This window comes from Photobacterium phosphoreum (genome assembly GCF_002954725.1).
In the GTDB taxonomy this organism is placed as follows: domain Bacteria; phylum Pseudomonadota; class Gammaproteobacteria; order Enterobacterales; family Vibrionaceae; genus Photobacterium; species Photobacterium phosphoreum.
The window spans coordinates 2539875-2553990 of sequence record NZ_MSCQ01000001.1; the positions used below are offsets into that span (position 1 = coordinate 2539875).

General features: G+C 43.0%; 9 protein-coding genes. 4 read left to right on the top strand and 5 right to left on the bottom strand.

The window, feature by feature from the left end; all coding sequences use genetic code 11:
• Positions 1-128: 128 nt before the first annotated feature.
• A complete protein-coding gene (locus BTO21_RS11235) occupies positions 129-2732 on the top strand; it encodes a penicillin-binding protein 1A (protein WP_065194037.1) in 2604 nt (867 codons plus the stop codon).
• Between the two features lie 81 nt (positions 2733-2813).
• Here BTO21_RS11235 and oxyR read toward each other — a convergent pair whose 3' ends face one another.
• Complete coding sequence (gene oxyR / locus BTO21_RS11240; protein ID WP_045028938.1) at positions 2814-3725, bottom strand: DNA-binding transcriptional regulator OxyR; 912 nt, start codon at positions 3723-3725, stop codon at positions 2814-2816.
• A gap of 159 nt (positions 3726-3884) precedes the next feature.
• On the opposite strand from oxyR, the gene BTO21_RS11245 reads away from it, so the two are divergent.
• A complete protein-coding gene (locus tag BTO21_RS11245; protein ID WP_045028937.1) occupies positions 3885-4613 on the top strand; it encodes a glutathione peroxidase in 729 nt (242 codons plus the stop codon).
• A 123-nt stretch (positions 4614-4736) separates the two neighbouring features.
• Here BTO21_RS11245 and argH read toward each other — a convergent pair whose 3' ends face one another.
• The 4 genes from argH to argC form a co-directional block, all read right to left on the bottom strand.
• On the bottom strand, positions 4737-6614 hold the full coding sequence (gene argH, locus BTO21_RS11250; protein WP_045028935.1) for an argininosuccinate lyase: 1878 nt from the start codon (positions 6612-6614) through the stop codon (positions 4737-4739).
• Positions 6615-6712: 98 nt separating this feature from the next.
• Positions 6713-7918, bottom strand: a complete 1206-nt coding sequence (locus BTO21_RS11255; protein ID WP_045028934.1) for an argininosuccinate synthase — start codon at positions 7916-7918, stop codon at positions 6713-6715.
• 118 nt (positions 7919-8036) lie between these two features.
• Positions 8037-8816: an acetylglutamate kinase gene (gene argB / locus BTO21_RS11260; protein WP_045028932.1), complete on the bottom strand. Its 780-nt coding sequence runs from the start codon at positions 8814-8816 to the stop codon at positions 8037-8039.
• A gap of 10 nt (positions 8817-8826) precedes the next feature.
• The gene (argC, locus tag BTO21_RS11265) at positions 8827-9840 is read right to left on the bottom strand and encodes an N-acetyl-gamma-glutamyl-phosphate reductase (protein ID WP_045028931.1); all 1014 of its coding nucleotides are present in this window, start codon (positions 9838-9840) and stop codon (positions 8827-8829) included.
• Positions 9841-10470: 630 nt separating this feature from the next.
• On the opposite strand from argC, the gene ppc reads away from it, so the two are divergent.
• Together ppc and BTO21_RS11275 are read left to right on the top strand one after the other, a co-directional pair.
• Positions 10471-13101 carry a phosphoenolpyruvate carboxylase gene (ppc, locus tag BTO21_RS11270; protein WP_045028929.1) on the top strand — a complete coding sequence of 877 codons (2631 nt, stop codon included), beginning with the start codon at positions 10471-10473 and terminating at the stop codon, positions 13099-13101.
• A 409-nt stretch (positions 13102-13510) separates the two neighbouring features.
• On the top strand, positions 13511-14077 hold the full coding sequence (locus tag BTO21_RS11275; protein WP_045028927.1) for a PadR family transcriptional regulator: 567 nt from the start codon (positions 13511-13513) through the stop codon (positions 14075-14077).
• Positions 14078-14116: the final 39 nt, after the last annotated feature.

Sequence of the window (14116 nt, forward strand, 5' to 3'; positions counted from 1 at the left end):
GCGAAAAAACAAACTATTTCGAATAAACATCATCAACGGCATTAATTATTTTTTTGTTATCTTTATACTTGAAGGTAAAAGATAATAGATAATGACCGCCAGAACGATGGCGTAACGGGAAATCTCAAGTGAAGTTCATAAAGCGATTACTAATACTTGCAATAATTTGCATCATTCTTGGAGTGGGTACAATTTTTGGTTTTTATTTATACCTAAAACCAGACCTTCCTGATGTTGCTAAATTAAAAAATGTCGAGCTACAAACACCGCTAAGGGTGTACAGTGCCGATGGCGAACTGATCTCACAATTTGGTGAGAAACGCCGCATTCCATTAACACTCAAGCAAATGCCTCCTTTGTTGATCGATGGTTTTATTGCGACCGAAGACAGTCGTTTTTATGAACATCATGGCGTTGATCCAATTGGTATCGCACGAGCCGCTTTTGTGATGATAACCACAGGTCACGCACGTCAAGGTGCGAGTACTATCACGCAGCAACTTGCACGAAACTTCTTCCTGTCCAATAAAAGAACTTTCTCACGTAAAATTAGAGAAGCCTTTATTGCGATTCATATCGAGCAAATTTTAACTAAAGATCAAATTCTTGACCTTTATCTAAATAAAATTTACCTCGGCTACCGTGCTTACGGTGTCGGTGCTGCTGCACAAGTTTACTTCGGTAAAAGTGTTGATCAGCTGACGTTAAGTGAAATGGCAGTGATTGCAGGTTTGCCGAAAGCGCCTTCAACCATGAATCCGATTTACTCAATCGATCGCGCGACAACTCGTCGTAATGTGGTACTTGATCGAATGTATAAAGAAGGCTACATCACTCAAGCACAAATGGATCAAGCACGTTCAGAGCCGATTGTTTCCCATTACCACCGCGCTGAAATTCAACTGTATGCACCATATGTTGCAGAACGAGCACGTGCGTGGATGGTTAATCGCTATGGTGAAGATGCTTACACCAAAGGGATGGATGTTTACACCACCATTAATGCTAAATTACAGCATGCCGCTCAGCAATCCGCGGTTGATAACCTGTTAAATTACGATGAACGACATGGGTATCGTGGTGCAACAGCGGTGTTATGGAAACCGGGACAAACGCCACTGAATGCTAACCAAATCGTTGAGAAGTTAAGTAGCCAACCAACTTATGGTGAATTGGTGCCAGCCGTGGTTACCAAGGTGAATCCGCAAACAGCGATTGTGGTTACCAAGCCAGGCGAAACCGTGACCCTCAACTGGGATGGTATGAAATGGGCGCGTAAATTCCTTACCGATAAAGCCCAAGGCCCTGCTCCAACAACAGCGGCTCAAATTTTAACGGCAGGTCAACAGATTTGGGTTCAAAATAAAGCCACAACTGTCGCAGCAACAGCGGATGCCGCAGCAGTAACCACAAACCATTGGGTATTAAGCCAAGTACCAGGTGCCAATACCTCGTTTGTCGCAATGTCACCGAATAATGGTGCGATATTGGCAATGGTCGGCGGTTTTAACTATACCCAAAGTAAATTTAACCGTGCCACTCAATCAATTCGTCAGGTAGGTTCAGGCATTAAGCCGTTTATTTACTCAGCAGCGATTCAAAAAGGGATGACATTAGCCACCCTGATTAATGATGCGCCGATTACCAAATGGGATAAGTGGCAAGGCACTGCATGGCGACCAAAGAATGCTGATGGCCGTTACGGTGGCCCAACCCGTGCACGTATTGGTCTGGCGCGTTCAATCAACGTCATGGCGATTCGCGTATTACGACTGGCTGGTTTAGATTACACCATTAACTACCTGACTCGATTTGGCTTTAAACGCTCAGATCTGCCTCACGCAGAACCATTAGCGTTAGGTGCGGGTAGTTTAACTCCACTGGAATTAGCCCAAGGTTATTCTGTGTTTGCCAATGGTGGTTATGCGGTGAAACCGTTCTTAATCGGTAAAGTGGATAATAGTAATGGTGAATTGATCTACAGCGCCAATCCAAAAATTGTCTGTAATGATGTTTGTCAAAGCCAAAATCCACAAGCAAAAATGCAAGTAGCATTGGCGACAGCAGCAGCTACCACAGCTGAAAATACACCAGCAGATCAAAAACCAGTTGCACCTGTAACGGAAAAGCCAACATTAGCGCAACTAGAACAAGTGATCACACCACCAGCGGTACGTTATGCACCAGCAGTGATCAGCGAGCAAAATGCGTTCCTTGTTCGTCAAATGTTAACCAGTAATATTTGGGGTGAACCGGGTCATCTTTATGGCACAGGCTTTAGAGCTCGCGTGCTAGGTCGTCATGATATAGGCGGTAAAACAGGTACAACCAATGACTCAAAAGATGCTTGGTACACCGGCTTTGGTCCTAATATGGTTGCCACTACCTGGGTAGGTTTTGATGACCACCGTCATGCTCTTGGGCGGACGAGTTTTAATAAAAACTTAGGTAAAAACCAAACTACAGGTGGTGAATACGGTGGCAATGCTGCCCAACCAGCATGGATTGATTTCATGCGTACCGCACTGAAAAACACCCCAGAACAGCCATTGCAAATTCCAGCAGATATCGTCAAAGTACGTATCGACCGTGCAACGGGTAAACTGTCAGATCGTGATGATGCCAGTTCAATGTATGAATACTTCATCAAGGGTACAGAGCCAACGCAATCAGCAAGCCAAGTCAATTCAGAACAGAAATTTGATGCGGAAACAGCAGAAGAGTTGTTCTAATTATCACCCCTAAATAAAAAAGAGCGCTAATCAGCGCTCTTTTTTTTGTTTGAAATTTCATAGCCCTTACAGCACGAAAAACTATTTCTGAATATGATTGGCAAAAATTTGTGGCATTTTAGACTTAATCACTTCAGCCAATTTTTCATAACGCGACTTTAATGGTGAGCCAGGACGGTAGGCTAACGTAATCAACCGAGTGGGTTGCGGATGCTCAGCTGCAATATAACAAACCCCATCACGGCAATGTTCTTTCGGCGTTGCTAATTGTGGCAATAACGTGATCCCACTGCCTGCGGCAACCATATTGCGTAGTGTTTCAAGGCTAGTGGCTTTAAAACGCCCATCATCACGCGCGCCTGCTGCAAAACAAAACCCTAATGCTTGATTACGCAAACAGTGACCATCTTCCAACATCAGTAAGGTTTCACCGTGTAAGCGTGACATATCAATTTCTTGCTCTTGTGCCCACGGGTGAGTTTCTGGCACCGCTAACATCATCGGCTCGTCATACAATGGCAATTCGATAAAAGGTTCACTTTCTTTGACTGCGGCTAAAATCATGCAATCTAGTTTGCCTTCTTCTAACTGCTGTACTAATTGATGGGTTTGCGCTTCATGTAAAAATAATTCTAGTTCAGGAAACGCTTCTTTTAAGGTCGGAATAATTTGCGGCAATAAATATGGACCTACGGTTGGAATAAAGCCAATATGTAACGGCCCAGCCATGCTTTCTCCTTGCAAACTAGCAAGTTCGGTCAATATTTTGACCTCAAGCAACACTTTTTGAGCTTGGGCGACTAAACTCAATCCCGCATCGGTAAAAAGCACGCGACGACTGGTTCGTTCTAACAGCGATACCCCAAGTTCATCTTCTAATTTACGAATTTGACCACTTAAGGTTGGCTGACTGACATAACAGGCTTCAGCAGCTTTGCGAAAATGTTTATGTTCAGACAGGGCGACAAGGTACTCAAGATCTCGAATATTCATTAGCTAAGGTTACCAATAGGAATTAACTATCAAAACCATAGCAGTAAACGATTAGAACTATCAAGAGTAAAATCGCATAATTACTTCATCAATATGGAGAACATATTTACGAAGCTCCGATTGCATTAAATTAATTTATATTTTTTAAGGAATCACATTATGTTCGCATCTAAAGAAGGTCAGCCAGTACCTCAAGTTACTTTCCACACTCGCAAAGGCGATCAGTGGATTGATGTAACAACTAATGAGTTATTTGCTAATAAAACAGTGGTTGTATTTAGCCTACCAGGCGCATTTACACCAACATGTTCTTCTAGCCACCTACCTCGTTATAACGAGTTAGCATCAGTATTTGCTGATAACGGCGTTGACGACATTCTATGTGTATCGGTTAACGATACGTTCGTAATGAATGCATGGAAAGCAGATCAAGAAGCAGCAAACATCACTTTTATCCCTGATGGTAACGGTGAATTCACTAACGGCATGGGCATGTTAGTTGAAAAAGATGACATCGGTTTTGGTGCGCGTTCATGGCGTTACAGCATGCTAGTGAAAAACGGCATCGTTGAAAAAATGTTTGTTGAAAACGAAGAACCAGGCGACCCGTTCAAAGTATCTGACGCAGATACGATGCTGAACTACATTGCACCAGAACAAAAACTACAAGAATCAATCACTGTATTCTCTAAGCCAGGTTGTCCTTTCTGTGTGAAAGCCAAACAGAATCTGATCGACAAAGGTCTACAGTATGAAGAAATTATTTTAGGTAAAGATGCGACCACAGTTTCTTTACGTGCCATTACTGGTCGTAGTACTGTTCCTCAAGTATTCATTGGCGGTAAACACATTGGTGGCAGCGAAGATCTAGAAATTTTCTTAGGCTAATCTTCCACTAGTAGACCGTTACTAAAAAGCCCTCACTTCAGCTTGAAGTGAGGGCTTTTTGCCATTGTTGTTACTATTAAGAGCTAATTACGATTAAGAGCTGAAAGCAGCCATAACGATCCGTTAGGCGACATTAATCGTCGCTATCCGCTGCACCTGATCGAGCCACACTTCTAATGCAACCTCATCACAAGCATGCTGACGCGGACAACGTTCACAATCTTTCATGACTTTTTCTGGCAGTAATGCTTTTGAGGTCGGAGTAAAACCGCGCTTCATAAAGAACTCCGGCACACGGGTTAACACAAATACTTTTTTAATCGCCATTTGTGCCGCTTTCTCAAGCAAATGATCGACAATCGCTTTGCCCTGCCCTTGCTGTTGCCAACCCGCTTCTACTCCTAACGAACGAATTTCTGCCAATCCAGAATCATAAACATACAGTGACGCACACCCTGTGACCACACCATGATTTTCAGCCACTGCAAATGAACCGATATCACGTACTAACTCATTACGATTTCGCGGTAAATTCTCACCAAGCCCAGCCCAATACACCACCATCCCTTCGATAGCATCGAGATCAGTGAGTCGCGCCCCGCGCACTTTCACGTCAGGCGAATAACGTTTATCAAGCCGCTTTTCAGCCTGACCAATCGCATAATCGACTTGATTAGGCGCGACACCACCAAGGGCACAGCGCTTATCTAGACACGACTCGATAGTAAGAATCGGATAAACATCAGCTTCAATCACTGCTGAAAATTGTTTCATTTCATCCAACGATAATTCTTCTAATGCGCAGCCTTTAGCAATCGCGGCTACCACCGCGACCCCAACAATATGGTGTGCTTCACGGAAAGGTATCCCTTTAGCAACCAAATAATCCGCTAACTCAGTTGCATTTGAATAGCCTTGCATTGCCGCTTCTAACGTTCGCTCTTGATTAACCTTGATCCCATCAAAACATAACGCTGCCATTTCCATACAATCATGCCAGCTGTCTAAGGCATCAAATAACCCTTCTTTGTCTTCTTGCATGTCTTTATTGTAAGCCAACGGTAACGCTTTAACGGTCATCATCATTGCAGCCATGGCGCCGTAAACCCGACCACATTTACCACGAATCAATTCGAGCGCATCAGGGTTTTTCTTCTGTGGCATCAACGATGAGCCAGAAGTGACCGCATCATCCAGTTCGATAAAGTTGGACTCACCTGAGTTATAGAAAATTAAATCTTCCGCCATCCGCGATAAATGCAGCATTGAAATTGAGGCAGTTGATAATAGCTCCATCACGTGATCACGATCTGACACTGAATCAAGACTGTTACGGGTTGCACGCTGAAAACCAAGGCTATGTGCTAACACTTCACGATCAATCGGATAAGCGGTACCTGCAAGGGCACCAGAGCCTAACGGACAAGTATCTAAACGTGTCATAGCATCATTTAAGCGTGAATGATCACGCTCAAGCATTTCAACATAGGCTAAACACCAATGAGCAAATGTAACTGGCTGCGCCCGTTGTAAGTGCGTATACCCAGGCAGCACCGTCGCTTGATGCTGACGTGCAACAGTAACTAACTGTTGCTGTAATTTATCCAACATCAATAATAATTGCTGACCTTGTTGACGGCACCACAACTTAAGATCGGTAGCGACTTGATCATTCCGCGATCGACCGGTATGAAGTTTTTTACCAAGATCGCCAACTTTAGCAATCAGCTGTTGTTCAACCCAACTATGAATATCTTCAGCATCTGAGGTTAGAATTTGTTCCGGATCTTCCATTACCGCTAACTTGAGTTCATTTAACGCTAACTCAAGTTGTTGTTGCTCTGGTTCGGTCAGCACATTCACTTGACGCAGGGCTTTTGACCAAGCTATTGAACCGACAATATCTTGTTCTGCGAGTCGATAGTCAAAACGCAGCGAATCATTAAATTGTTTGAATCTGATGTCAGCTGCCTGACTAAACCGTCCGCCCCATAATGCCATGGTGAATCTCCTTTGCTGTCCAAGTCTAATGATATTGATAAGCTTAACGTTGCAACAAGTACCGCACTCGCTGCAACTTAGTACCACAATTGAGTTAATTATTTTTGATTGTTAAGCGCACGAATTCGACTCGCCAAAGAATACAAACGAATAAAACCACCAGCATGACTGTGATCATAAACATCATCTTCACCAAACGTTGCAAACTCTTCTGAATACAAACTATTAAGTGAACGCTTCTGAGTAACGGTCGCTTGGCCTTTATAAAGTTGAATCACCACTTCACCGGTCACATCTTGCGCCAGCGTATTCGCCGCGGCTAACAGTGATTGGCACAATGGTGTAAACCAACGACCATCATAAATAAGGTGCGACGCTTTAAGGCCAATAGTTTGACGGAATTCAAACGATTCTTTATCTAACACCAGTTGCTCTACTGCGCGCAGTGCTTCCATCATGATGGTGCCGCCTGGGGTTTCATAACACCCACGCGATTTAATCCCCACTAAACGGTTTTCAACAATATCAATCCGTCCGACGCCATGCGCTGCGCCTTTTTGATTGAGATAATTCAGGGCGTTGTAAGGCGTCATCGGTTCACCATTCACCGCGACCACTTCGCCCTTTTCAACGAGCACAGAGACAGTTTCGGCTTCATCAGGTGCTTGTTGTGGATCTGTGGTCCACACCCAACATAAATCATTCGGTGCATTCCAGGTATTTTCAAGCACCCCACCTTCAGTTGATACATGCCATGCATTGGCATCACGTGAGTAAATTTTTTCTAACGATGCGGTACAAGGAATATTACGCTCAGCCAAATAATCAAGCAGCGCTTCACGGCTACGTAAATCCCACTCACGCCATGGCGCAATCACGGTCAATTGTGGCGCAAGAGCGGCAAATGCACCTTCAAAACGCACCTGATCATTACCTTTACCGGTACAACCGTGACATAAAGCATCGGCACCCACTTCAAGTGCACACTCAACTTGTGCTTTGGCAATAATTGGGCGCGCCATTGAGGTACCCAACAAGTATTTACCTTCGTAAATAGCCCCTGTTTTCAGCGATGGATAAATATAATCTTTCACCATCTCTTCTTTTAAATCGGCGATGTAACATGAAGAAGCACCAGATGCGATGGCTTTTTCTTCAATACCAATCAGCTCTTCTTCACCTTGACCGACATCTGCCACAAACGCGACCACTTCACAGTCATAGTTTTCTTTTAGCCATGGAATAATAGCTGATGTATCTAAACCACCTGAATAGGCCAATACCACTTTATTAATCTTACTCATCTGCCGCTCTCCTTATCAGCCTTGTCGCGGTTATCCCGTTGAGGCACTTTTTTCAAAAATAATCATTAATCACAATAATTCAATTCGCCTTCGCAAATATCGTTTAATGAGCATCCCGTTATGGGGTAAATTTAGTCCCGATACTGTCGCCTGCTAATAATGCATTCAACTTTTCAGGATAACGCCAACTCGCCACTTCAATCGAACGTCCTAGTGCTTTAGCCGCGGTAAATGCCGCCCGCACTTTAACAATCATGCCATCGGTGATCACCGCTTGAGCAATTAACGCTTCCGCCTCAGTTTCGGTAAGTTGCTTAATCAAATTACCTTTACCATCAAGCACTCCGCTAACATCTGACAGTAATACCAACTCACCATCTACAGCTGCAGCAACCGCCACTGCCGCTTGATCAGCATTAACGTTCATCATTCCGCCATTACTATCGAGCCCAATTGAGCTGATAATTGGCACAAATCCAAGTTGCATAATTTGACAGATTAAAGCGCTGTTATTTGGCTCTGCATGACCAACAGCCCCTAACGCTGGATCTAATTGGCTAACAGTACATAAACCACCATCGGCTAAACTTAACCCTACAGCAGCGACACCCGCTTTAACGGCTTGTCCTTGCAGCATTTTATTAGCCGTGCCTGCTAGCGCGCCGGTAATCAAACCAATTTGATCACTCGGTGTGACGCGCAAACCTTGTTTTTTGATGGTCGGTAATTGCAGTTTTGTCATCAACTCATCAACCAAATAACCACCACCATGAACAAACAATATTGGTCGCTGTGAACGCGCTTGATAGACGTTAATGGTCGAAAACAACCGCTCTAAGGTGGCATTACATTCCAATGCTGCGCCACCAAGTTTGATCACTAAAGGGACTTGATTCATCGTGTTACTCCTACACCAATGCGGTTAATTGAGGAAAGCCGTTGCGAATATTTATGCATTGCATTGCTTGCGAGGAAGCGCCTTTCAATAAATTATCAATCGCGGCGGTTAAAATAATATGCTCACCTTGCACCTGCCAGCCGATATCACAAAAGCAACTTCCAACAACATCATCAAGTTGCGCGGTTTTATTCCCCAGTAGACGCACCGCATGTTGATCTGTGGTCTGTAAATAAGCGGATTCCATTGCAGCAGTAACATCTTCCACGGTCACGCCAACAGCTAATTTAGCGGTAATGGTGGCTAAAATTCCACGCTTAAAATTACCGAGATGAGGCGTGAAAATAACATTGCAGTTAAGGTGATGGGCTATTTCGGGTTGGTGGCGATGGGTAAACAAACCATAAGCTTGTAAACTCACTTCACAAAAACTATTAATCATAGAGGCTTTACGACCAGCGCCAGAAACACCGCTGACAGCATTAATAACCGGCCACTGTTGGTGATCAAGCAACTCAGCAACCACTAATGGTTTTAAGGCTAATTGCGATGCGGTGGGATAACACCCAGGAACGGCAATTAATTGCGCTTGATGAATAGCATCAGCATTCCATTCAGCTAAACCATAAACTGCGCTATCTAACCACTCACTGTACTGATGTTCAAATCCGTAATATTGACGATAAAAATCATCAGCTTTAACTCTAAACGCACCTGACAAGTCAAACACCTGACAACCCGCAGTAAGAAATACCGCTGCAATATCATGACTCACTTCATGGGCTGTTGCTAACAACACAATATCGGCACTTGCTGCGGTTGCTTTGATATCCGTTAATGGCAACAAAGGTAAATCAACCACCCCTTTTAATTGGCCATGAAGATCACTCAATAATTTCCCCGCATCAACGCTCGCAGCTGAAACATACAAACCACGAAGTAATAACTGTGGATGACGGCTAACCATTTTTGCCAGTTCTGCGCCGGTATAACCACTAGCGCCAATAATAACAGTGTTTAACATTGCTAATTCCATTTGTAGTGATTGTCCTCAAGCCGTAATGAAAACAATCGGGACTATGGTATAAAAAATATGATGTCATAACGGCTAATAAAGATGTGCTGTAACCAGCCAGAGAAGAGGCACAAAAAAGTACCTAAGGCAAAAGACTTAGCGTCGTCGAAGGGGGGTAACGAGAGATGTGAGTGTTTGGTTCATGATAATAACTTCCTGCATTTAACTATTAACCCTGAGCTTTCCTTGCGCAGAGATAAATAAACAACCGCAGCTGTTTATTCACTAATCTGAATGAATATGTTTACTGGTTAAATTACACACTGTCAATAGTATACTGATAAATAAATATTACTTATTATCTTTTCATTAACCTTTATGGCGCTTAATCATAACATAACCACACGCCTGAGAGGTGGTATTTTTATTCTATCTTACTAATAACAAACAAAAATGTGCACTAACGATGGCAATAATGAAACAAAATTACCAAAATACAATCAATAGTATGACCAGAATCAATATCAACCTTTTTTATTGGCGATAACAGTAATCTCTGTTGACCTATTACTAGATTCACGGCTAGATTGTGGGGTAAAGGTTAAATTGGATGTAACAAAATTACGGAATGGATACGATATGAACGAGAAATACAGCGCGTTAACGAGTAATGTCAGTATGCTTGGCCATTTGCTGGGTAATACCATCAAAACAGCCTGCGGTGATGAGCTATTAGAAAAAGTAGAAACAATTCGTAAACTTTCTAAATCAGCGGGTACAGGCAATCAAGATGATCGCGAAAATCTAATTGCTGAATTACAAAATCTACCTGACGATCAATTGCTTCCTGTTGCTCGAGCTTTTAGCCAATTCCTTAATCTCACTAATATTGCTGAGCAATACCATACCATTTCACGCCAATGCGAAACCACCTTATGTAGCCCAGGTGCACTCGATGACTTATTTACTAAATTAGTTAAAAATGACGTTAACCCTGCCGACTCTTTAGCAGCCGTCAATGAACTAAACATTGATCTGGTGTTAACAGCACACCCGACTGAGATTGCCCGTCGTACCATGATCCACAAGTTGGTACAGATCAATAAATGTCTGTCACAATTAGAATTAAGTGAACTGTCAACCGCAGAGCGTGCTCGCGTTGAGCAACGATTAGAACAGCTGATTGCTCAAGCATGGTATTCCGATGTTATTCGTCAACAGCGTCCAACCCCTATTGATGAAGCCAAATGGGGTTATGCGGTCGTTGAGAATTCACTGTGGCAAGCCGTCCCTGAATTCGTACGTCTGTTTGATGAAAAGCTACAACAGCATTTAGATCAAAAATTACCTCTCGATGCAACGCCAGTTACCTTCTCTTCATGGATGGGTGGTGACCGTGACGGTAACCCATTTGTGACCTCAACAATCACTCGTGAAGTATTACGTCTTTCACGTTGGAAAGCGGCAGAACTGTACCTTGGTGATGTTCAAGAGTTGATCAATGAATTATCAATGATCCAATGTAATGATGAGCTGCGTGAACTTGCTGGTGAAGAACACGAACCTTACCGTGCTATTTTAAAGCAACTACGCACAAAACTTATTACTACCCGTGATAGTTTAGAAGCGCAAATTAACGGTCAGGCTCCACTCTCTAACGATATTATTACTGATGTTGCTGAGCTATGGGATCCACTGTTTGCGTGTTACCAATCTCTGCACCAATGTGGCATGGCTATCATTGCTGATGGCTTATTACTTGATACCCTACGCCGCGTAAAATGTTTCGGCGTTCACTTAGTACGACTTGATATTCGTCAAGAAAGTACCCGCCATGAAAATGTTATTTCAGAGCTTACCCGTCACCTTGGTTTAGGCGATTACAGCCAATGGTGTGAACAAGACAAGATTGCATTCTTAGTCCGCGAATTATCATCTAAGCGTCCATTACTACCGCGTAATTGGGAGCCATCGGCAGAAGTCCAAGAGGTCTTAGAAACCTGTCAAGCCATTGCCGAACAGCCCCGTGAAGCATTAGGCGCTTATGTCATCTCAATGGCACGTACTGCTTCTGATGTGTTAGCGGTACACCTATTACTGCAAGAAGCAGGTTGCCCATTCCGCATGGATGTTTGTCCATTATTTGAAACGCTAGACGATTTAAATAATGGTGCAGATGTTATTGAGCAATTGCTTAATATTGATTGGTACCGTGGCTTTATTCAAAACCATCAAATGGTGATGATTGGCTATTCTGATTCAGCCAAAGATGCCGGTGTAATGTCGGCAGGTTGGGCACAATACAGCGCGATGGAAAAACTGGTTGCAGTGTGTGAGCAAGCTGAGGTTGAGATTACCTTATTCCATGGTCGTGGTGGCAGTATTGGTCGTGGTGGTGCGCCAGCGCACGCAGCATTACTTTCTCAACCGCCACGAAGCCTAAAAGGTGGCTTGCGTGTTACCGAGCAAGGCGAAATGATCCGCTTCAAACTCGGCTTACCTGAAGTTGCAGTGAATAACTTAAGTCTGTACGCGAGTGCAACATTAGAAGCCAACTTATTACCACCACCAGCACCGAAACAAGAATGGCGCGATGTAATGGACGAGCTGTCTAATGTTTCATGTGAGTCATACCGTAATGTGGTGCGTAATAACCCTGACTTCGTGCCTTATTTCCGTGCTGCAACACCAGAATTAGAACTCGGTAAATTACCATTAGGTTCTCGTCCAGCAAAACGTAATCCTAACGGTGGCGTTGAAAGTCTGCGTGCTATTCCATGGATTTTTGCATGGAGTCAAAATCGTCTTTTATTACCTGCATGGCTAGGCGCAGGTGAAGCAATTCAATATTCAATCGATAACGGTAATGCCGTATTACTTGAGGACATGTGTCGTGAATGGCCATTCTTCTCAACCCGCTTGGGTATGCTTGAAATGGTCTACAGCAAAACCAACCTTGGCATTGCTGAATACTATGACCAACGCTTAACAGATGAAAGGCTATGGCCGCTAGGCAAACAATTACGTTCTCAATTGCAGCAAGACATTAAAGCGGTACTGACAGTGGAAAATAATGACCACTTAATGCAGCAAGACCCATGGGGTGCTGAGTCTATTCGCTTACGTAATATCTATGTTGAACCCCTAAATATGCTGCAAGCTGAATTACTTTACCGTACTCGCCAACAACAAGAGTTACCTAAAGAGCTTGAAGAAGCACTAATGGTCACAATTGCTGGTATTGCAACAGGTATGCGTAACACTGGTTAATCGACTAATCCTCCTAATAAGGCTATCTTTTGATAGCCTTTTTTTTTGGTCACTATTTACAACTTTGTTATAAAAGATCGAAAAATCTCACTTTTGACACAGCACTATATTGCTTATAAGGTCTAAGATAGAAAAGTGCTAATATGATAAAAGATGAATATATTTCGATCAGATTGTTATTTTTTAGCGCTAAATTAACGTAGCTAACGCTCACAAGATAATAAATTGAAACGCCTCAGTAACAGATAATTGAACTAGAAGTATCGATATTGAGTCAATTAATGATATTCTATGCGACCATAATTAGGCAGTGCAATTGCACGATTATCAATTAAAAACGTCACTTGAAGCGTTACATAATCTAAGCCCTATTGTGTTTTTTATTTTATATATTTAACGGATAGAAGAGATGTCACTACCACACGTAATTTTAACAGTGCTTAGCACTCGTGAAGCAACAGGTTATGATATAACCAAAGAATTTTCACACAGTATTGGTTATTTTTGGAAAGCGAGCCACCAGCAGGTGTATCGTGAACTCAATAAAATGGCAACTAACGATCAAGTCACTTGCCGTCTAGAACCTCAAGATGGCAAGCCGGATCGTAAAGTATATTCAATCACAGATCTTGGCCGACAGGCATTATTTGAGTGGTTCCAAGAGCCAGCACGTAATCCCACCACCCGCGATGAGTTTTCTGCGAAGTTACTGATTTGTGGTGTTCACAATTCATTGCCAATGCAACAACAACTTGAAGCTTTAATTGATGAATCACATATTCTGATTGGTCATTATCAAGAGTTAGAGCAAATTCATTTTGGTGATTATAAAAACATGGACCGCCAACAACGTCTCGACCGTTTAACCTTGCGCCGTGGTCTACATAACCGCCAAGCTTGGATTCTATGGGCCGAAGAAGTATTGGCTGAGTTGAAAGATATGGACGCTGAAAATAGCGCTGTCGCTATCAACTAGATCTATTTAAATGATAAAACCGCACATTACAGTGCGGTT